Raw genomic sequence first — 20,020 nt, forward strand, 5'->3', positions numbered from 1 at the left:
TGTCTCGTCAGCAACGGGGCGGCCTACCCATATTCATAACCGCGCTTCATGGACCTATTCATAGGCATCATTCTCCCGGGCCTCCCACACGATGACGCTCAGCCCGCGCACGGGCTGCTCCAGCACCTCGCGCAGGCCGGGCAGGTCGGTGGGCCGGTGGACCCGGGCCCCCAACGCGGCGGCCAGGGCGGGGATATCAGCGGCCTGAGGCGTGGTGAACAGGCGCGTGAAGCGCTGGGCCGGTGGCAGCGCGGCGTACTCCAGGGTCGAGAAGATCGCACCCCCGCCGTCGTCGACGACCAGGACCTGAAGATCGGGCTCCTCCTCCATGGCGCCCCGGCCCAGGGACATGGCGTCGTGCAGGAAGGACAGGTCGCCCACGACGGCGCGCACGGGCCGCCGCGCGCCGAGCGCCACTCCCGTGGCGGTGGCCAGGGTGCCGTCGATACCGGCCAGGCCCCGGTTGGCCAGTGCTGTCGGGGGGCGGTGCGAGCCGAGGGCGGTAGCCGCCGAGTGGGCGGGGGCGGCGAGCCGGTCCAGGCGGCGCAGGGTCATGGAGGAGCCCAGGAACAGCAGCGGCCCGTCGTGGCCCAGAGCAGCGTCCCAGGCCGCGCCCGCAGCGGCATCGGCCCGGCAGGCCCGGGCGTCCCGACCGGCCGGTCCGCCCTGAGCGGCCTCCCGCTCCTGGCGGCTCAGGCGGTGGGTCGCCTCCTTCCAGGCCCGCACCCACTGCCGGGCCGGGCTCAGCCCGAGCGCGGCGATGATGCCGTCGACCTGCTGCGCCCCTGCCCGCACATCCACGGGCAGGACCGTTGCGGCCCTGCCCGCCGTATCGCTCCACCGGGCCCGCTCGGCCAGCACGTGCAGGCGGGCCCCGGTCCCCGACAGCAGGGCGCCGACCCCGCGCGAAAGAGTCGGGTGGCCGGCCACGACGATATCGGTCACCTGGTCGGCCAGCTCCCGCCCGGCAGGCGAGGCCAGCAGCTCGGCGTAGTGGGTCAGGGCATGGTCGCCGGCGCGGGCATGGGAGGTCGGCTCGGCCAGGAGCGGCCAGCCCAGCTGCTCGGCCAGGCCACGGGCCGCCTCCCCCACGCCCGGGAAGGGCGTATCCCCCGCGACCACCACGCCCCGGCACTCCCGCAGGCCCCGATGCTCTAAGGGCCGGCACTCCGGCGGGGCCGGCCAGGCCCGCGGGTCCGAGTGGCCCCCGGTGGCTGGCCCTGCCTGGCCGGGCCCTCCCGCATCGGCGGCGGCATCAGCGCCGCCGGCACCACCGGTGCTGACGACGCCATCAGCGTCGCCGGCACCGCCAGCACCGTGAGCACCACCGACGTCACCGGCACCGACGTCGGCCGCGGACACCCCCGAGGGCGCCAGCGGCGGGCGGAAGCGGATGTTGATCTGCACCGGCCCCGGGTCGCGGCTGATCTCCCCGGTGGCGGCGGCCACGCAGCGGCGCACCTGCCCGGCGATGGCCGCGCGGGCGGCCCCCTGCCCCAGGTCGCGCGACAGGTCGGCGGGAAGATCGACCACCAGCCGGCTAGCCGCCCCGAAGACGCGCGTCTGCTCGGTGGTCTGGTTCGCCCCGGTGCCCACCAGCTCATGGGGCCGGTCGGCGGTGAGCAGCAGCAGGGGGATGCCCGCGGCGTCGGCCTCGCACACGGCGGGATGAAGGTTGGCCACGGCCGTGCCCGAGGTGGTCACCACCGCGGCGGGGCGCAGCTCGCCGGCCAGGGCGTGGGCCCGCGCCAGGCCCAGGGCCATGTAGGCGGCGCTGCGCTCATCGAGGACCACCCGCAGGCTCACGGCCCCCTCCTCCTGCGCCTGGGCCAGGGCGTAGGCCAGGGGGGCGCTGCGCGAGCCGGGGCACAGCACGACCTCGCGCACCCCCCGCTCCACCAGCGCCTCCACGAGACTGCACGCGGCCACCATCGAAGGATTCGGCGGCTCGGCGCTGACCGGCGCGCATGGATGGAGGGTCATCGGCCAAGAATACGAGACCTGCCCGTGTTCCGTGACAAAGGCGGAAACGGGCCTTCCCCGCCCCCGCCCGGCCCGCGCCGCCGCGCTCAGAGCGGCAGCCCGGCAACCGCCGTCGAGGGGTCGCGGGCCTCCCGCTCGCGCCGCGCGCGCAGGGCGCCCAGCAGGTGGGTCATGCGCACCTGCCAGCGGGAGGTCAGGTCGTCGTCGGCCACCGTCGCCTCCAGCAGACGGGCGGAGACGTGGACCTCGCGCACGGGCAGCTCGCCGTCCCGGGGCACGGCGCTGGGCACGGCGACATCACTGCGCATGAGGCGGACGGTGCCCAGCCCGCAGGCATGCCCCAGCACCGGCAGGGCCGAGGCCAGCGCCACCCCCGCCGAGATCCCCACCGAGGTGTCCAGGGCCGAGGAGACCACGGCCGGCAGCCCCAGGCGCTCGATGAGGTCCAGGGCGCGGTGCACCCCGCCCAGGGGCGCCACCTTGACCACCGCCACATCGGCGGCCTTGGAGCGCACCACCTCCATGGGGTCGGGCGACAGGCGGATGGACTCATCGGCCGCGATGGGCACGTCCACCTTGCGGCGCAGCTCCGCCAGATCCTCCACGGTGGCGCAGGGCTGCTCGGCGTACTCCAGGCCCCCGGCGGCGCGGTCCAGCCGGGGCAGGATCCGCGTGGCGGCCTCCAGCTCCCAGCCGCCGTTGGCATCGATGCGGATCCTGCCCGAGCGCCCCAGGGCGTCACGCACGGCCTCCAGGCGCTCAATGTCCCGAGCCAGGTCCATGGCCGAGTCGCTGCCCGAGACCTTGACCTTGGCGGTGCCCGCCCCCGAGGTGGCCACGAGCTTGCCCGCCTGGGAGCCGGAGATCTCGGGGACGGTGACGTTGACGGGGATGGCATCGCGGTAGCGGGGCGGGGCCACCGCGCCCCGGGCCTGGGCCAGTCCCGCGGCGAGCCACGGCGCACCGGCCTCGGAGCCGTAGTTCCAGAAGGGGGCGACCTCGCCCCAGCCCCCGGGACCGTGCAGCAGCACGCCGTCGCGGCGGGTCAGGCCGCGGAATCGGGTGGTCAGCGGGATGTCCCAGACAACGGCGCGGTCGATGCCCTCCAGCAGACCAGTAGGGTCCTGGGCGCGCAGCGCCGCGAGGTCGAGCTCGCCACGTCGGGATGCGGGTTCAGGAGTCACCGCGTCAGGATACGGAAAGGTCACGGGCGGGGAGGACGTTTGAGACGCGCGCGGGGCGGGCGCTGGCGGGCGGGCCAGGCAGATGCAGGCGGTCGGGCTCGCGCGCTGCCGGAGCGGGCGGGGCCGGCGGACACCCGTGGCCCGCGGGCCGGGTGAGCCACCCGCCCGAGCAGTGCGCCTAGGCTGTGCCCATGTCTGAGGCCAGCACCGACGCCGTGTCCCTCCACCCCGTGCCCGCCCGGGTCTCCGAGATCTTCGACCCGTCCCGCTGGCGGGAGGTCCCCGGCTTCCCCCATGCCGCTGTCGGCGCGGCACCCGCCGCGAGCGCCGTCGCCACCGGCCCGAGCACCGGGGGCGGCGCCGAGCCGGCCCTGACCGACGTCACCTACCACCGGGGCTGCCTGCGCGATGCCTCCGGCGCCTGGCTGCGGGACCTGCCGGTGGTGCGGGTCGCCCTCAACCGCCCCGAGGTGCGCAACGCCTTCCGCCCCCGCACCGTCGATGAGCTCTACCGGGTCCTGGACCATGCGCGCATGAGCGGCGACGTCGGCGCCGTCATCCTCACCGGTAACGGACCCTCCCCGCGCGACGGCGGCTGGGCCTTCTCCTCCGGCGGGGATCAGCGCATCCGCGGCCGCGACGGCTACCGCTACGAGTCCGAGCCGGCCCGCAGCGGCGGGCAGGCCGAGGATGCGGCCACCGCCGGGCCCTACTCCCATGAGGCCGATGTGGCCGCGGCCCGTGCCCGGGTGGACACGGCCCGGGCCGGGCGCCTGCACATCCTGGAGGTCCAGCGCCTCATCCGCACCATGCCCAAGGTGGTCATCGCCGCGGTGCCGGGCTGGGCGGCGGGCGGCGGGCACAGCCTCAACGTCGTCGCGGACCTGTCCCTGGCCTCGATCGAGCACGCCCGCTTCAAGCAGACCGATGCCGATGTGGGCTCCTTCGATGCGGGCTACGGCTCGGCGCTGCTGGCGCGGCAGGTGGGCGACAAGCGGGCCCGGGAGATCTTCTTCCTGGCCCGCACCTACGATGCCGCCACCGCCGAGCGCTGGGGCGTGGTCAATGAGGCGGTGCCCCACGCCGAGTTGGAGGAGCGGGCCCTGGAGTGGGCGGCAACCGTGGCGGGCAAGTCTCCCCAGGCGATCCGCATGCTCAAGCTCGCCTTCAATCTGGCCGACGATGGCCTGGCGGGCCAGCAGGTCTTCGCCGGGGAGGCCACGCGCCTGGCCTACATGACCGATGAGGCGCTCGAGGGCCGCGACGCCTTCCTGGAGCGCCGCGACCCCGACTGGTCGCCCTTCCCCTACTACTTCTGAACCCCTCCAGCCGGCCCTGGCCGGCTCTGGCCGGCCCCGACCGGCTCTGACCTGCCGGCCCTGGCCCGGTGAGGGCCGGTGGGCGTCCAGATCGCTGACAAAGGCGCTCCGCGCGCCGATCAGGGGAATCGCGAGCCGCATGATTCCGCAGATCCTGCTCGGCTAGCTGGGAGCAGCGCGGGCGTGTGTCAGCGATTCGGACACCGCTTGGAGAGCTCAGGTGCTCTGCGCTCCCGGGGCGCCCACGCGCAGCACCACGAGGGGCTCACTGGTGGGCTGGGCCGAGCCGCCGGCCGGCTCCATGGTGATGACGACCTCCTGGCCCGCCTGGGGCATGATGTCGAGGAAGGAGAATCCGGTCTCGGAGTCGGGGTCGTAGATGCCCAGGGAGGTCAGCTGCTGCCCGTCGCGCAGCCAGACCTGGAGGCTGCGCTCACCGGCCGAATCCATCATCTGCGAGGGCAGGCTCAGGGCGGTCATGCTCATGTCCTGCGACCAGGTCAGAGTGGCCACATGCCCGTCGGGCATGGTGTCGGTCACCCGCTGGACGTCCTGGGCCTGGTTGAGATCGGCGTAGTGCTCGGTGGGCTCCATGGACTCCATGGCGCTCCAGCGCCCCGCGCCGAAGCCGGCGCTGATGAGCACCAGGACGGCGGCCGCCTGCATGATCCAGGTGCGTCGACGGCGCCGCGAGCTCAGGGCGACCACCTGCGCGCCCTCCTGGGAGTCGGGGGGCGCAGGGGCGGCCTCCGCCTCGGCGCCGGCCCGCTGCGGGGCCTCCGCCGTCTCACCCGCCGGCTCGCCGGGGCTCCCGGCCGCCGGCTGGGACCTCGGGCGGGCGGGCTCCTGGGCGACGGCGGCCAGCAGCCGGGCGCGCAGGTCCTGCGGGGGCGGCACGGGCGTCAGGCCGGCGCCGAGGAGGGCTGCCGCCTCATCGTTGAAGTACTCCTCGGGCTGCGTGCCCTCGCGGCTCTCGATGTCCTCAGCGCCCGAGGCCCCCGTGGCGCCAGCAGCGCCCATCCCGCCGGCAGCGCCCGCGAGCGCCCCGGTCTCAAGCGGCGCCGTGCGGGGGGCCGGGCCCTGCTGGCCCGGCGCCCCGGTGCTGTCATCACGGTTCGTCATTGCTCCACCCCCAGTTCCTTCCTCAGTCGTGCCATGCCGCCCCGGATGCGGGACTTGACGGTTCCCAGGGGGACCCCGGTGCGCTCGGCGATCTCCTGGTGGGTCAGGCCCGTGAAGTAGGCCAGTTCGATGGTGGAGCGGTGGGGCTCGCCGACGGCGGCCAGTGCCCGCCTGACCTCGGCGGCCTCGATGCGCTCCTCGACGCTCTGCAGGGTCAGGTCGGTGTCGGGCATGTAGGCCCTCCAGCGGCTCTCGCGGTCCCGCGCGGCCTGGGCGGCGCGCACCCGGTCGATCGCCCGGCGCCGGGCCATGGTGACCAGCCAGGCGCGGGCACTGCCCCGCTGGGGCGAGTAGGAGGCGGCGGTGCGCCACACCTCCAGGAAGAGCTCCTGGAGCACCTCCTCGCTCTGCGCACGATCCACCACGATCTGGAGGATGAGGGCGAAGAGGCGGCCCGACCACCGGTCGTAGAGCCGGGCGAAGGCCTCGGCGTCACCCGCCGCCACCTGCTGGACGCACTGCCCGTCCTCATCTGGGTTCTCCTTGGTCACGCCGTGATCCTAGACGCCGCCGGTGGCGGGCCCGGGATGCAGGTCCGCCACCGCGGGGTGCCGGACTCATCACCCGAAGGTGAAGGAGTACAGGCTCAGGCCCGGGGATGCGGTGATCTCGACCACGCCCTCCTGGGTGTCCTCGGTGCTCACCAGTTCCAGCCCGTTGGGCACCCCTGAGATGTGCATGGTGCGCTCCTGGCCGCCCACGGTCCAGGTCAGGTCCCCCTCCCCGGAGACCACGAGGTTGACCTGCTTGCCGTGGTAGGACAGCCGCACGCGCCCGGGGCCGTCGACGGGCTCGATGTGCTGGGCCTCGATCCTCCAGGTCCCCTCCAGGGCGAAGGAGTCCTCGGGGAGGGTCTCGGGGAAGGCCAGGGCCTGCTCGCCCGTGGTCAGGTCGCCGCCGGCGAAGCCGGAGTCCCGCCCCGCGCCCAGGTAGAGCTCGGGGGTGCGCGATCCGGTGACCGAGGGGTCGTCGTCGGAGAAGATGGGCGAGGGGAGTTGTGCCGAGGGGTTGGCCTCGGTGAGCAGCTCGCGGATGAGGCGCTCGGTGGTGGCCAGGCCGCCCTCGCCGTAGCCCAGCTGGCGCAGCTTGCCGGTGGAGTCGGCCAGGTAGTGGGCGGGCCAGTAGTGGTTGTCGAAGTTGGTCCAGGTGGTGAGGTCGGAGTCCACGGCCACCGGGTAGGTGATGCCCAGGTCCTTGACCCCGCCGCGCACGTTGTCCACGTCCTTCTCGAAGGCGTACTCCGGGGAGTGGACGCCGATGACCTGCAGGCCCTGGTCGGCGTAGGTCTCGTGGAGCCGCTCGATGCTGGGGATATTGCGCTGGCAGTTGATGCAGGAGTAGGCGAAGAAGTCGATGAGGACGACCTTGCCCTGCCGGTCCTCGGCGCTCAGGGGGGCCTCCTGGGGGGTGTTGAGCCAGGCCAGGGCACCCTCGACCTGCGGCAGGGCGCCGCAGTCGGCCAGGGCGTCGGCTCCGGGCACGCAGCCGCCCAGGCCCTCGCCCCGCCCCTGCTGGAGGAGCTCGTCGGTGCCGGCCTGGAGGGAGGCGGTGTAGTCGGGCAGGAGGCGCTGGAGGGCGGCCGGGGCGTTGGTGACCAGGGCCAGGGCCAGGCCGATCATGACCACGCCGGCGGTGACGCGGATGGCGCGCTGGCGGGTGCGGAAGGCCTTGATGCGCTCGGTGATGCCGCGTCCGGCCAGGGCGAAGCCCAGCAGGGGGATGGCGGTGCCCAGGGCGAAGGAGATGGCCAGGACCAGGGTGTCGGTGCCGATCATGCCGGTGGAGCCGGCCACGGCCACGGCCGCCAGGACGGGGCCGGCGCAGGGCACGTAGGCGGCGCCGAGCACCAGGCCGAGGAGGAAGCCGTTGGAGGGGTTGGCCGAGCCGAAGCGCTGGAAGCGCAGGAAGGGCTTCTCCAGGATCTCCATGACGCGGGGCACGATCATGCCCACGCCGATGGCGGCCAGCAGCACGATGCCGGTCCAGCGGATGAAGTCCTGGGGCAGGTGCAGCAGGGTCAGGAGGGTGGAGCCCAGGAGGGTGAAGACGGTGAAGCTGATGACGAGCCCGCCCACCACCAGGTAGGGGCGCAGCCGTGAGGGCGGGGCGGCCTGCCCCTGTCCTGCCGCCCCTTGGGCTCCGGAGAGCAGGATGACGGGCAGGACGGGAAGCACGCAGGGCGAGATTCCCGTGATGAGGCCTCCCAGGAGGCCGATGAGCGCAAGGCTGGTCATGAGGTGTGTCCTCTCGTTGAGCGTGTCGCGAGAGGTTCGGAGCCGGGGGCCCGCCGGATCACCATCGGAGCCGGGATCAGTGATGTGACGATGATCACTGCGGGGTCGGGCTGGTGGGGCGATCCGGGGGCCCGCCGGCTCCGAATCACTCCTCGGACGGGCACGAGGCCCGCGCTCATATCTGAGAACCATGAACACCACGAGCAAGGAGATCGCCATGCGACTGACCACCTCCACCACCAGGACCCTGGCCACCGCGCTTCTCGCGGCCGGCGCCTGCCTGGGCCTGGCCGCCTGCGGGGGCGCCTCGGACTCCGGGAACGATGACAAGGTCGAGGCCACCCCCTACATGACCGAGTCCGCCATGAGCGACGACAAGATGTCCGACGACAAGATGAGCGACGACAAGATGTCGGACAAGGACGGGGCGATGAGCGACGGCGCCACCGACGGCGCCATGTCCGACAAGGACAAGGCCATGGACGACGCCACGATGAGCGACGGCAAGTAGCCGATCGCCCCGGCTCTCCCCGCGGGGCCGGCTCACCCGTACCGGCCCGGCGCCGCGGCTCACTGAGCCCGACTGCCGGGCCGGTGCTGCACCGCCTCCCTGCTGGACCACGGGGGAAGATCCATGACACAGTCTGTTGAGTCGACTCGCCCCCTACCAGGCGGTTGACGGCCCCGGGGACTCGGGGCCCGCCTATCCCGGCGGCCCCTGGCCGCCAGCCCATGGAGGTTTCCCTTGTCCAGTTTCCTTGAGAAGACCGATCCGGCCCGCCGACGGGTCGGCGTGGCCATCGTCGTCGGCATCATCGGCGGCCTGTTCTCCGCCATCGTCAAGTTCGGCTGGGAGGTGCCCTTCCCTCCCCGCACCCCCGAGCGCAACGCCACCAACCCGCCCCAGACGATGCTGGAGTGGTTCGGGATGACCCCCGAGCAGTCGCACACGGCGGTGTCCTTCAACGGCAATGACGGCCTGCCGATCTACTCCTTCATCGTCCACTTCGCCTTCGCCATCGTCTTCGCCCTCATCTACTGCGTGGTGGCCGAGTACTACCCCAGGATCAAGCTGTGGCAGGGGGCGGCCTTCGGCATCCTGGTATGGATCGGCGCCCACGTGGTGGTCATGCCCCTGCTGGGCTGGGTGCCCTCCCCCTTCCCCTGGGTGGCCGGCGGCCAGACCTGGGCCGAGCACTTCTCCGAGATCCTCGGCCACGTCATCTGGCTGTGGGCCATTGAGATCGTGCGCCGCGATCTGCGCAACCGCATCACCCATGAGCCCGATGCCGAGGTGCCCCTCAAGGACGCCACCCGCTGAGCGCCCCGGCAGCCGTCAGGGCATGAGGGCGGGGGCAGTCACCATGGTGACTGCCCCCGCCCCTGTGAGAGGCCGGCTGCAGATCGCGGGGGTTGTCGGCACATTGCAGGTGCTGTCGGCGCATTGGCGGGGTCCCAGACCTGCATAGTGCTGACAGCGCCTGCAATCCGGGGACAACCCCCGTGAACTGCACCCCGGGCCGGGGACTACGGCCTGAAGCGGGCCACGGGGGAGCCCCGGGGCCCACGGGCCTCAGCGCAGGACGGCGGCCAGGCCCGCCACCAGGAGCAGGCTGTAGACCAGCTCCAGGAGACCGGCGTCGCGAAGCACGGGGATGAGGGCGAGACCCTGCGCCCCGCGCAGGACGGGACGCACCGCCCTCCAGGCCACGGCCCCGGTCAGCGCCAGGAAACCGGCCGTCACCGCGAGGACCACCGCCGCGCTCCGATCCGGGTGGAGCGCTCCGGCCGCCCAGACCAGGCAGGCCGCCCCCGCCGCCAGGGCCACGACGACCATGAGCACGAAGGCGCCCCGCGCCCGGGCCTGCCCCAGGCGCACCGCCAGGGTGCGCTTGCCGTGCGCGGGGTCGGTGCGGATGTCGCGCAGGTTGTTGACCATGAGCAGGCAGCAGGCGATGAGGCCGATCCCGCAGGCCGCCGGCCACAGCCACGGCGGCACTGAGCCGACCTGGACATAGGCGGTGCCGGCCGTGGCCACCAGCCCGAAGAAGATGAAGACGAAGACCTCCCCCAGGCCCGCATACCCGTAGGGGCGGGGGCCGCCGGTGTAGAACCAGGCCGCGGCCACGGCCGCCAGGCCCACGGCCACCAGCCACCACTGCCCCGAGAGCCCCACCAGGGCCAGGCCCAGCAGGCCCGCCGCACCGAAGCAGCCGAAGGCGGCGAGCTTGACGCTGCGGGGGTCGACCTGACCTGAGGCGGTCAGACGGGGCGGGCCGGTGCGCTCGTCGTCCGTGCCCCGCACCCCGTCGGAGTAGTCGTTGGCCAGGTTGGAGCCGATCTGCAGGGCCAGGGCCACGCCGGCGGCCAGCAGGGTGCGGGGCGCGGAGAAGGCGCCCAGGGCCCAGGCCGCTCCGGCCCCCAGGATGACGGGGGCGACGGCGGCGGGCAGGGTGCGCAGGCGGACCACCTCGCTCCAGCTGGTGGCGGAGGGCTGCGCGTCGGGCCTAGCGCCGTCGGGCCGGGCTGCGGGGCGGCCTGTGGTCATGGTGTCCTCTCATCGTCATGGGTCTGCGGGGAGCCTGGGGAGCCTACCCCGCCCCGGCGCCGCCCGCCCCCAGCCGCGCGGCCAGGGCGCGCCGATCGACCTTGCCCGGGCCCAGCCGCGGCAGCGCCTCGACCACGACGACCCGCTTGGGGGCGTGGGCGCCGTCGAGCCGCTGACGCGCGCCGCGCCTGAGGGCCTCGGGCAGGCCGGGCCGGGCGGCGGCCTGCGGCTCGGGGACGACGACGGCGGTAACCGCGGCCCCCCAGCGCGGATCGGGCAGGCCCAGCACGCAGCACTCGGCGACGCCGGGCAGGGCCGTCATCTCGGCCTCGACCCGGGCCGGGTCGACCTTGATGCCCCCGGTGATGATGATGTCGTCCAGGCGGCCCTCGACGATGAGGCGGGGGCGGCCGTCGGGGCCGGGCTCCAGGCGGCCGCGGTCGGTCGTGGCCAGCCACCGGCGGGCCCGTCGCGGGTCGGCTCCCGGATCCCCGGCCGGCGGTTCCGGAGCCGGCGCGGGCACAGGGGGCTCCTCGGGCATGACCGCGCGCGCCGGCCCCGCGGTCCGGGCGCCGTCCCGGGCCTCGGCCCCGGCGACACCCTCCCCCTCGGCGCTGTCCTCGACCAGGAGAGTGCCGGCTCCCTCGGCGTCGCCCCCCTTCTCGGCGTAGCCGGCGAACAGGGTGGGGCCGGACAGCAGGATGCGGCCCTGCCGCAGGCGCACCTGAACGCCCTCCAGCGGCAGGCCGTCGTAGACGCAGCCGCCCGCGGTCTCGCTCATGCCGTAGGTGGTCACCACCCGGATGCCCATATCGCGGGCACGGCGGAGCATCCCGGCGTCGGCCGCCGCTCCACCCACCAGGACCGCCCCCAGCCGCGCCAGGGCCGCGGCGGCGCGCTCCTGACCGGGGGCCAGGGCGGCCAGGAGCTGGGCAGGCACCAGGGAGGTGTAGACCGGGCTCGGGCCCGCGGCGGCCAGGGCGCGGGTCACGCCCCCGGCCAGGGCCACGGGGTCGAAGCCATCCGTGGTCTCGACGACGGTGGGCAGGTGGAGCCCCGGGCCGGCCCCGTCATCCTGGGGTATCCCGGGGCCGTGGTGGGTCCCGGCGCCACCGCGAGTCCCGGAGCCCCGGTCCGGCTCAGGACCCCGGAGCGGGCCCCCCGCGATGAGGCTGCGCAGGATGACCTGGAGTCCCGCCACATGGTGCGCCGGCAGCGCGAGCACCCAGTGCCCGGGGCCGTCGAGGCGCTCGTGGGTGGCGCGGGCCGAGGCGAGCATGGCGGCCGCGCTCATGGCCACCAGTCGCCCGGTGCCGGTGGTCGAGCCCGAGGTGCGCAGGAGCAGGTCGGTGCCCGGGTCGGTGCCGGGGCCATGGGGGTCGAGCCGTCGGGCGAGATCGGCGCGGACCCGGGCCGGGTCCTCCCTCGGGCCGATCGGCACGATGAGGGGCAGCGGCTGGGCGGCTCGACGGTCAGGCCTCTCATCGGGGCCGGGCCGCTGAAGACCGCGGTCCTCCAGGCGCTCGGCGAGGGCCCGGCCCAGCCGGGCGACGTCGTCGGGCCGGGTTCCGCCGCGCAGCAGCAGGAGGGGGCGGGGCGTGGTGGTCGGGGCGCTCATCGCGGGCCAGCATGTCACCACCGGGGACCGATGAGTACCACCGGGGGCCCATGAAGAGGGATGCGGGCAGGGGCGGGCGCAAGGGGCTCGGGCCACTGGTGGTGGAGGCGCCGGCGTGGACGGGCCGGCGCCGGGTTCCTCTATGGTGTGCCCATGCGCATCGTGCTCATCGTCCTGGCGTTCGCCCTCGTCCTGTACTCGCTGCTGGACTGCGCCCGCACTCCTGAGGAGAGCATGCCCGCCCGGATGCCCAAGTTCCTGTGGATCGCGCTCATCATCCTCTTCCCCACGGTCGGGGCGATCGCCTGGATCATCGTCTCTCGGGTCAAGGCCGCCGAGGAGCGGGGCGGGTACGTGGAGCCGACCGTGTGGTCCTCCAAGGAGGGCACCACCTTGCGCCGCCCGGAACGACCGCGCCCGGTGGCGCCCGACGACGACCCGGAGTTCCTGCGGGACCTGGAGCAGGGCATCCGTCGCCGTCGGCACCACCCGGAGCAGGGCGATCAAGCACCGGGGAGCGCACAGCCCGGGCAGGCGGGCGGGGCCCCCGGCACCGGCGGCGCGAGGAGCCAGGACACGCCCGCAGCGGGCACCGAGGGGCCGGCTGACGGCACAGGCCCTGCCGACGGCACAGGCCCTGCCGACGAGGAGCCGGAGGATCCCACCGCTGCCCCACCGGCGCCCTGACCTGGAAGGCCCCACTGGGCCCCCGCCCGTCCTGCCTGCACATCTTCAGCACTGCCCCGGTCAGCAGATCGGCGCCATCCCAACAACCAGCCACCAGCAACCGCCCGCCCGGGCCCCGAAGATGTGCAACGGGCAGGGCGCGACGTCAGGGCAGGTGGGCTCCCCCGCGGGGCCAGGGGCCGGTGTCGACCTCGTAGCCGTGGGCGGCGGCGTGGGTGAGCCAGTCGGCGGGCAGCCAGCTGCCGGAGACCAGCTGGGGATGGTTGGGCAGGTAGCGCACCGCCCACAGCACCAGGACCAGCTCGGCCCACTGGCCGCGCAGCTTCCAGCGCGCTGAGCCCGAGGCGTTGGTGGCGGCCATGACGATCTCGCCGGGCGCGGTGAGCTGGACCTCCTGGACCTGCTCGAAGGGAACCGGCATGATCCCCTCCCCCGTGCCCAGGTAGATGCCGTGGGTGGAGACGGTCAGGCGGGCGCGGGCCAGGTGGCGCCACTTCTCGACGGCGTCGGCCTCGGCGGCCTTCTTACGCCGGTTGTTGAGGTAGGCCTGACCGCCGAAGAAGGCGGCCGTCAGCGCCAGGCCCACGGCCCCCCCGGCGAGGAAGAAGCCCCGGGAGGGGTTGTAGGTGGCGTCGCCCCGCCGCCACATGAGCAGCTCTGCGTCGCAGGTGGCGAGCATGGTCTCATCGGCGGCGAACACACGGCGCACGGGGTCGATATGCGGGGAGACCGGGCTGGGCCGGTAGCCGCGGCGGGTGGCGGTCAGGACGGCAGCGGTGTTCCACCACACGAAGTCCTGCCCGGTCCAGGGCCGCCGCGGGGTGGGCCTGCGCGCCGTGGCGGCCAGGTCGCGCGCACCGGCCCGCACCACCTCTCCCCCGGTGGGCCCGACGCCGTCCGGGCGCCCGTTGGTGCGACCCCCGCCGTCACGGCCCCCACCTGCGCCGCCCGTCGGTCGGGAGGGCGGCTGCTGCGTCACGCCGGGGCTCCCTGCGCGGGGGCCTGCGCGGCGTCGTCGTGCCCGGGGGTATAGACGCCGGTGCCGGCGGCAGTGCTGGCCGGGGAGGTGCCGGGGACCATGTCGCGGGCCTCGCGCAGCAGATCGCCGGCGGGCTCCCAGTAGGCCATGCCCACCAGGGTGCGCCCCTCGAAGGTCAGGGAGGTCAGGGATGCCAGGGAGCACTGCCGGCGGCGGGGGTCGTGTGCCAGGGGCCGGCCCTCCAGGAACAGCCGCAGGGACCACACGGGCAGCTGGTGGGAGACCAGGAGGGCCTCGTGGCCGTGGGCGGCGGTCAGGGCCGAGACGACGGCGGCGCGCATGCGCGCCACGATGTCCCGATAAGGCTCGCCCCAGGAGGGGCGCATCGGGTTGATGTAGTAGCGCCAGTACCGGGGGCTGGCCAGCAGGCGGCGGTCGTCGTTGACGGCGACTCCCTCGAAGTGGCTTCCGGCCTCGATGAGCCGCTCGTCGACGGTGGGGGTCAGGCCGAAGGCGGCGGCGGCGGGGGCGCCGGTCTCGCGGGCCCGCTCCAGGGGCGAGGTGATGACGTGGGTGAGGTCGTGGCCCGAGGCGGCCAGGACATCGGCGACCTGCTGGGCCATGCGGGAGCCGAGGTTGGACAGGTGGTAGCCGGGCAGGCGGCCGTACAGGACGCACTCGGGGTTGTGGACCTCGCCGTGCCGCATCAGGTGGATCGTCGTACGCGCCATGCGGTGATTCTCGCACGCCCCGACGACGGGTGGCACGAGCGCACGGCGCCCGGATCGCGGGCGAGGCGACGCCATGGGCGCGCCTGCCGTATCGTGGCGGCCATGACGACTCGCAGTGCATGGGGCCTCGGTCTGGCGACCGTGACCGAAGACGGCAACACCCTCGATGTGTGGTACCCGCGTCCGGTTCTGGGCGATGAGCCCGAGGACGGTCACGCCGACCTCCTGGAGACCCTCAGCGCCATGGAGCGCCGCGACGAGGCCCGCGGGGTGCGCACCGCCGTCGTGCGCACCTGGGCCGACCTCGACGACGCGCCTCTGACGGTGGCCGGCGCCTACCTGCGCCTCCACGTCCTGTCCCACCGCCTGGCCCAGCCCAACACCGTCAACCTCGATGGGATCTTCTCCCGCCTGCCCAACGTGGTGTGGACCTCGGCCGGCCCCTGCCCCGCGGAGGACTTCGAGGCCACCCGCACCCGCCTGCGCGCCGCCCTGGGCCGCCCGGTCCAGGTCAACTCGGTGGACAAGTTCCCCCGCATGACCGACTACGTGCTGCCCTCGGGGGTGCGCATCGGCAACGCGGCGAATGTGCGCCTGGGCGCCTACCTGTCCGAGGGCACCACGGTCATGCACGCCGGCTTCGTCAACTACAACGCGGGCACGCTGGGCCGCTCCATGGTCGAGGGCCGCATCTCCCAGGGCGTGGTCATCGGGGACGGCTCGGATGTGGGCGGGGGCGCCTCGACCATGGGCATGCTCTCGGGCGGCGGGCGCCAGCGCGTGGTCCTGGGCGAGCGCTGCCTGCTGGGCGCCAACTCCGGCCTGGGCATCCCCCTGGGCGACGACTGCGTGGTGGAGGCCGGCCTCTACCTCACGGCGGGCACGAAGGTCTCGGTCATGCCCCAGGGCGGCGTCGTCCCCGGTGCGCACGGCCTGTTCAAGGAGCCGCGCGTGGTCTCGGCCCGCGAGCTGGCGGGGGTCTCCAACGTCCTGTTCCGCCGCAACTCCCAGTCCGGCGCCGTCGAGGCCCTGGCGCGCGGAGGCAAGGGCATCGAACTGAACACCGCCCTCCACGCCAACCAGTAGCCCAACCTTTCGACAATTTGCATGAGATCGGCCTTTTCCGGCGCTGGAAAAGGCCGATCTCATGCAAATTGTCGAAAGGAAGGGGGGCGGGTGCGCGCTGCTGTGATCCGCGATACACTTGTTGTCCGCGGGATCACATGGAGCGTGGGCCATGAGCAGCACCGGTCAGCAACCAGCAGCACCTCCCCTGGGGGACTCCCCGCCCGCGCGCTCCCCCGCCACCCGCCCCTCCCCCGCCACCCGGCGCCTGCCGCACGCCGTGCTGAAGACCACGATGGCGGTGACCGGCTCGATCATGGGGCTCTTCGTCCTGGTCCACATGATCGGCAACCTCAAGGTCTTCCAGGGCCCGCGCGCCTACGACGGCTACGCCGCCATGCTGCGCACCTTCGCCTACCCGCTCCTGCCCCACGAGGGGCTGCTGTGGGCCCTGCGCCTCGTGCTCCTGGCCTGCATCCTGGCCCACACCGCAGCCGGGGCCGCCCTGTGGCGCCGCGCCCGTCTCGCCCGCGGGCCGCACCGGCGCCGGGGCCTGCTGCCACGCTCCTTCGCCGCCCGCACCATGCTGCTCTCGGGCGCCGTCGTCGGGGTCTTCGTCGTCGTGCACCTGCTGGACCTGACCATCGGCCGCCTCGTGGCACCCCCCGCCTACCGGCCCCCATCGGGGCACGGCCCCCACCTGGAGGTCCACGCCTACGCCAACCTCGTGGCGAGCCTGTCGCGCCCCTGGATGGCACTGCTCTACACCGCCGTCATGGTGGTCATCGGCCTCCACCTGGCCCAGGGCCTGTGGAGCGTCCTGCACGACCTGGGCGGCACCGCGCCCCGCCTGCGCCGCATCTGGCTGGCGCTGGCCCTCCTGGTGGCCCTGGCCATCGCCGTGGGCAACGGCTCCCTCCCCCTCCTCGTCCTGACCGGAGTGATCTCATGAGCCGCCTGCGCTGGGTCCTCGACGCCGTCCGCTCCCACGGCACCGCCGAATCCGATGAACCCCCTCCCGGGCCCGACGGCGCCGCGAGCACCCCCGGTGAGCCGGGGGCCCGCCCCGCGCCCCGCCCGCCGGGCCCCGCCACCCCCGACTACCGCGTCGGGGAGGACCTCGACCCCCACCTGCCCGAGGGGGACCCGATGGGGGCCTGGCAGTCCCGCCGCGACTCCTACCGGCTCGTCAGCCCCGCCAACCGCCGTCGGCTCACGGTCATCGTGGTGGGCACGGGCCTGGCCGGCTCGGGGGCCGCCGCCGCCCTGGGGCGCCTGGGCTACCGGGTGGAGTGCTTCAGCCTGCACGACGCCGCCCGCCGCGCCCACTCGGTGGCCGCCCAGGGCGGCATCAACGCCGCCCGCGCCCGCAAGGTCGACGGCGACACCCTGCGCCGATTCGTCAAGGACACCATCAAGGGCGGGGACTTCCGGGCGCGGGAGGCCGACGTGGTGCGCCTGGCCCAGGAGTCGGGGCGCGTCATCGACCACATGTACGCCATCGGGGCGCCCTTCGCCCGGGAGTACGGCGGCCAGCTCGCCACCCGCTCCTTCGGCGGCGTGCAGGTCTCGCGCACCTACTACACGCGCGGGGAGACCGGCCAGCAGCTGGAGGTGGCCTGCGCCCAGGCCCTCCAGGAGCAGGTGGCCGCCGGCACCGTCACCCTGCACACGCGCACCGAGATGCTCGACCTCATCGTGGCCGACGGCCGCGCCCAGGGCATCGTTACCCGCGACCTGCTCTCCGGGCAGATCCGGGCCTGGGGCGCGCACGCCGTCGTCCTGTGCACGGGCGGCTACGGCTCGGTCTTCCACTTCTCCACCCTGGCCATGGCCTCCAACGCCACCGCCACCTGGAGGGCCCACCGCGCCGGGGCCGCCTTCGCCTCCCCCAGCTACATCCAGTTCCACCCCACGGCCCTGCCGGTCAGCTCCCACTGGCAGTCCAAGACCACGCTCATGAGCGAGTCCCTGCGCAACGACGGGCGCATCTGGGTGCCGGCCCAGCCCGGGGACGAGCGGGCCCCGGGCGACATCCCCGAGGAGGAGCGCGACTACTACCTGGAGCGGCGCTACCCGGCCTTCGGCAACCTCACGCCGCGCGATGTGGCCTCGCGCAACGCCCGCGAGCGTATCGAGTCCGGCCACGGCGTGGGGCCGCTGCGCAACTCGGTCTACCTGGACTTCCGCGACGCCCTGGAGCGCCTGGGGCGCGAGACCATCGCCGCGCGCTACGGCAACCTGTTCGCCATGTACCTCGATGCCACCGGCGAGGACCCCTACGAGATGCCGATGCGCATCGCGCCGGGGGCCCACTTCACGATGGGCGGCCTGTGGGTGGACTTCGACCAGATGACCACCATCCCCGGGCTCTTCGTGGGCGGGGAGGCCTCGAACAATTACCACGGGGCCAACCGCCTGGGGGCCAACTCGCTGCTGAGCGCCTGCGTGGATGGCTGGTTCACCCTGCCCCTGGCGGTGCCCGACTACCTGGCGGGCCTGGTGGGCGCCCCGGTGCTGGATACGGGCGCCCCCGAGGCGCTCGACGCCGTCGAGCGGGCCTCGCAGCGGGTGGCGCGGCTCCTGGCGGTGGGCGGCAGCCGCCGGCCGGTGTGGTTCCACCGCCGTCTGGGCGAGATCCTCTACGCCGGCTGCGGGGTGAGCCGCACCGAGGAGGGGCTGATCGAGGCACTGGCGCAGGTGCGGGCGCTGCGCGAGGAGTTCTGGCGGGATGTGCGCGTCGTCGGCGGGGAGCACCGCCTCAACCAGGAGCTGGAGAGGGCCGGGCGGGTGGCGGACTTCCTGGAGCTGGCCGAGCTCATGGTGCTCGACGCCCTGGATCGCCGCGAGTCCGCGGGCGCCCACTTCCGGGAGGAGTTCGCCACCGAGGGCGGGGAGGCCCGGCGCGACGACGAGGCCTGGCGCACCGTGTCGGCCTGGATCACCGAGCCCGACGGCGCCCATGTGCGCCGCAGTGAGCCCCTGGACTTCCGCGTCGTCGAGTTGCAGGAGAGGGACTACCGATGAGGATCACCCTGGAGATCTGGCGGCAGGACGGCCCGAGGGCCGAGGGCCGCTTCGAGACGCACGTGGTGGAGGACGCCACCGCGGAGATGAGCCTGCTCGAGCTGCTGGACCGGCTCAATGACCAGATCATCGAGGCCGGTGGGGAGCCGGTGGTCTTCGAATCGGACTGCCGTGAGGGCGTGTGCGGGGCCTGCGGCTTCCTGGTCAACGGCCGCCCGCATGGGCCGGTGGACAACACGCCTGCCTGCCGCCAGCACCTGCGGGCCTTCCCGGGGGTGACCACGGTGCGCATCGAGCCGCTGCGGGCGGGGGCCTTCCCGGTGATCCGGGATCTGGTGGTGGATCGCACCGCTCTGGATGAGCTGGTGCGCGCCGGCGGCACGGTGGATGTCGCGGCCGGGACCGCGCCGGATGCCGATGCGGTGGCCCAGCCCCGTGCCGATGCCGAGGCGGCGCTGGATTTCGCGGTGTGCATCGGCTGCGGGGCCTGTGTGGCGGCATGCCCCAATGGTGCGGCGATGCTGTTCGCGGGGGCGAAGCTGGCCCACCTGGCGCTCATGCCGCAGGGCGCTCATGAGCGCTCGCGCCGGGCGCGGGGGATGGCCCGGGCGCTGGATGAGCATTTCGGGCCGTGCTCGGTCTATGGGGAGTGCGTGCCCACCTGCCCGGCGGGCATCCCACTGGAGGCGATCGCGGCGGCGAATCGGGAGGTGCTGCGTGCCGCCTGGCGCGGCCCCACCCACGACGACTAACCCCTATCTTTCGACAATTTGCATGAGATCGGCCTTTTCCGGGCCTGGAGAAGTACGATCTCATGCAAATTGTCGAAAAGAAGGGGCGGCGGGTCAGGGCTTGCGGGCCGCGGCGGCGAAGCGGCGCTCGACGTCGTGGGGCAGTTCGCTGAGCACGTTGCCCTGTGCCTGCGGCAGTTCTTCGGCCACGCGGTAGACCGAGGAGCTGCGGGTCATGAAGCCGTAGTCGACCAGCTCGCGGCGCAGGTAGGCGACGTCGTCGTGCACGGGGCGCAGGATGTCGCCGACCTCGGCCTCGGTGTAGTCGCGGCCTGTCTCGAACCGGCTGAGGAGCTCCAGGAGGATGACGACGCGGGCCCGCCGCTTGGCGGGGATGGAGACCAGCCGCCCCTGGCGCAGGAAGGAGCTCAGGGTGCGGCGGTGGAAGCGCTCAGCCTCCTGGCGCTGGGCGAGCAATTGGGCCCGGGCGGTCGTGTAGTTCTCGCCGGTGGTGGCCATGCGGGCTCGCACGAGCCTCTTGAAGTCATGGTCGGTGGTCATGGTCGGCCCTTCGGGCGGTCGCGATCCCGGCCATCGCCGCCACGGGTGGAAGGACTCGGTGCGGACTGCCGGAGGATTCGCTCCCCTTCGCGGGATCGCCGACAGGACCGGGCTGTCGTCCGCTCGGCGTTGGCTCGCCGTGGCGGACATGGTAGCAGCCCGACTCACCCC

The 20,020-nt window shown here is 73.9% G+C and carries 18 protein-coding genes; 8 read left to right on the forward strand and 10 right to left on the reverse strand.

Annotated elements, in window-relative coordinates:
• Positions 1-54: 54 nt before the first annotated feature.
• The gene (menD, locus tag MANAM107_RS03040; RefSeq protein ID WP_223910947.1) at positions 55-1,983 is read right to left on the reverse strand and encodes a 2-succinyl-5-enolpyruvyl-6-hydroxy-3-cyclohexene-1-carboxylic-acid synthase; all 1,929 of its coding nucleotides are present in this window, start codon (positions 1,981-1,983) and stop codon (positions 55-57) included.
• Positions 1,984-2,069: 86 nt separating this feature from the next.
• Positions 2,070-3,167: an o-succinylbenzoate synthase gene (locus MANAM107_RS03045; protein WP_223910950.1), complete on the reverse strand. Its 1,098-nt coding sequence runs from the start codon at positions 3,165-3,167 to the stop codon at positions 2,070-2,072.
• A gap of 191 nt (positions 3,168-3,358) precedes the next feature.
• Here MANAM107_RS03045 and MANAM107_RS03050 point away from each other — a divergent pair, with 191 nt between their 5' ends.
• The gene (locus tag MANAM107_RS03050) at positions 3,359-4,486 is read left to right on the forward strand and encodes a 1,4-dihydroxy-2-naphthoyl-CoA synthase (protein WP_223910953.1); all 1,128 of its coding nucleotides are present in this window, start codon (positions 3,359-3,361) and stop codon (positions 4,484-4,486) included.
• Between the two features lie 216 nt (positions 4,487-4,702).
• On the opposite strand, the gene MANAM107_RS03055 is transcribed toward MANAM107_RS03050, so the two are convergent.
• From MANAM107_RS03055 to MANAM107_RS03065, 3 genes are all read right to left on the reverse strand, one after another.
• Positions 4,703-5,608 (reverse strand): anti-sigma factor, encoded by a 906-nt coding sequence (locus tag MANAM107_RS03055; RefSeq protein ID WP_223910957.1) that lies wholly within the window; start codon positions 5,606-5,608, stop codon positions 4,703-4,705.
• On the reverse strand, positions 5,605-6,159 hold the full coding sequence (locus tag MANAM107_RS03060; RefSeq protein ID WP_179901074.1) for a sigma-70 family RNA polymerase sigma factor: 555 nt from the start codon (positions 6,157-6,159) through the stop codon (positions 5,605-5,607). Before MANAM107_RS03060 ends, MANAM107_RS03055 begins: the two co-directional genes overlap by 4 nt.
• Positions 6,160-6,228: 69 nt before the next feature.
• Positions 6,229-7,902 (reverse strand): cytochrome c biogenesis protein CcdA, encoded by a 1,674-nt coding sequence (locus tag MANAM107_RS03065; protein ID WP_223910961.1) that lies wholly within the window; start codon positions 7,900-7,902, stop codon positions 6,229-6,231.
• A gap of 190 nt (positions 7,903-8,092) precedes the next feature.
• Here MANAM107_RS03065 and MANAM107_RS03070 point away from each other — a divergent pair, with 190 nt between their 5' ends.
• Both MANAM107_RS03070 and MANAM107_RS03075 read left to right on the forward strand, forming a co-directional pair.
• A complete protein-coding gene (locus tag MANAM107_RS03070) occupies positions 8,093-8,413 on the forward strand; it encodes a hypothetical protein (RefSeq protein WP_223910965.1) in 321 nt (106 codons plus the stop codon).
• Positions 8,414-8,647: 234 nt separating this feature from the next.
• Entirely contained in the window at positions 8,648-9,223 is a 576-nt protein-coding gene (locus tag MANAM107_RS03075; protein ID WP_223910967.1) for a YagU family protein, read from the forward strand.
• 252 nt (positions 9,224-9,475) lie between these two features.
• On the opposite strand, the gene MANAM107_RS03080 is transcribed toward MANAM107_RS03075, so the two are convergent.
• Together MANAM107_RS03080 and MANAM107_RS03085 are read right to left on the reverse strand one after the other, a co-directional pair.
• Positions 9,476-10,450: a 1,4-dihydroxy-2-naphthoate polyprenyltransferase gene (locus tag MANAM107_RS03080; RefSeq protein WP_223910970.1), complete on the reverse strand. Its 975-nt coding sequence runs from the start codon at positions 10,448-10,450 to the stop codon at positions 9,476-9,478.
• A 43-nt stretch (positions 10,451-10,493) separates the two neighbouring features.
• Entirely contained in the window at positions 10,494-12,068 is a 1,575-nt protein-coding gene (locus tag MANAM107_RS03085; RefSeq protein WP_223910974.1) for an AMP-binding enzyme, read from the reverse strand.
• Positions 12,069-12,221: 153 nt separating this feature from the next.
• Here MANAM107_RS03085 and MANAM107_RS03090 point away from each other — a divergent pair, with 153 nt between their 5' ends.
• Positions 12,222-12,755 carry a PLD nuclease N-terminal domain-containing protein gene (locus MANAM107_RS03090; protein WP_223910977.1) on the forward strand — a complete coding sequence of 178 codons (534 nt, stop codon included), beginning with the start codon at positions 12,222-12,224 and terminating at the stop codon, positions 12,753-12,755.
• A gap of 145 nt (positions 12,756-12,900) precedes the next feature.
• On the opposite strand, the gene MANAM107_RS03095 is transcribed toward MANAM107_RS03090, so the two are convergent.
• Positions 12,901-13,734, reverse strand: a complete 834-nt coding sequence (locus MANAM107_RS03095) for a hypothetical protein (RefSeq protein WP_223910980.1) — start codon at positions 13,732-13,734, stop codon at positions 12,901-12,903.
• Positions 13,731-14,465: a histidine phosphatase family protein gene (locus MANAM107_RS03100; protein ID WP_223910983.1), complete on the reverse strand. Its 735-nt coding sequence runs from the start codon at positions 14,463-14,465 to the stop codon at positions 13,731-13,733. The genes MANAM107_RS03095 and MANAM107_RS03100 overlap by 4 nt, the downstream gene beginning before the upstream one ends.
• A gap of 102 nt (positions 14,466-14,567) precedes the next feature.
• Here MANAM107_RS03100 and dapD point away from each other — a divergent pair, with 102 nt between their 5' ends.
• From dapD to MANAM107_RS03120, 4 genes are all read left to right on the forward strand, one after another.
• Complete coding sequence (gene dapD, locus MANAM107_RS03105) at positions 14,568-15,551, forward strand: 2,3,4,5-tetrahydropyridine-2,6-dicarboxylate N-succinyltransferase (protein ID WP_223910986.1); 984 nt, start codon at positions 14,568-14,570, stop codon at positions 15,549-15,551.
• A 151-nt stretch (positions 15,552-15,702) separates the two neighbouring features.
• Entirely contained in the window at positions 15,703-16,482 is a 780-nt protein-coding gene (locus MANAM107_RS03110) for a succinate dehydrogenase cytochrome b subunit (protein WP_223910989.1), read from the forward strand.
• Between the two features lie 197 nt (positions 16,483-16,679).
• The gene (locus tag MANAM107_RS03115; protein WP_263421947.1) at positions 16,680-18,557 is read left to right on the forward strand and encodes a fumarate reductase/succinate dehydrogenase flavoprotein subunit; all 1,878 of its coding nucleotides are present in this window, start codon (positions 16,680-16,682) and stop codon (positions 18,555-18,557) included.
• Positions 18,554-19,309: a succinate dehydrogenase/fumarate reductase iron-sulfur subunit gene (locus tag MANAM107_RS03120; protein ID WP_223910995.1), complete on the forward strand. Its 756-nt coding sequence runs from the start codon at positions 18,554-18,556 to the stop codon at positions 19,307-19,309. Before MANAM107_RS03115 ends, MANAM107_RS03120 begins: the two co-directional genes overlap by 4 nt.
• 93 nt (positions 19,310-19,402) lie before the next feature.
• On the opposite strand, the gene MANAM107_RS03125 is transcribed toward MANAM107_RS03120, so the two are convergent.
• A complete protein-coding gene (locus MANAM107_RS03125; protein ID WP_223910997.1) occupies positions 19,403-19,849 on the reverse strand; it encodes a DUF2087 domain-containing protein in 447 nt (148 codons plus the stop codon).
• Positions 19,850-20,020: the final 171 nt, after the last annotated feature.

The sequence above is a fragment of the Actinomyces capricornis genome (assembly GCF_019974135.1).
Lineage (GTDB): Bacteria > Actinomycetota > Actinomycetes > Actinomycetales > Actinomycetaceae > Actinomyces > Actinomyces capricornis.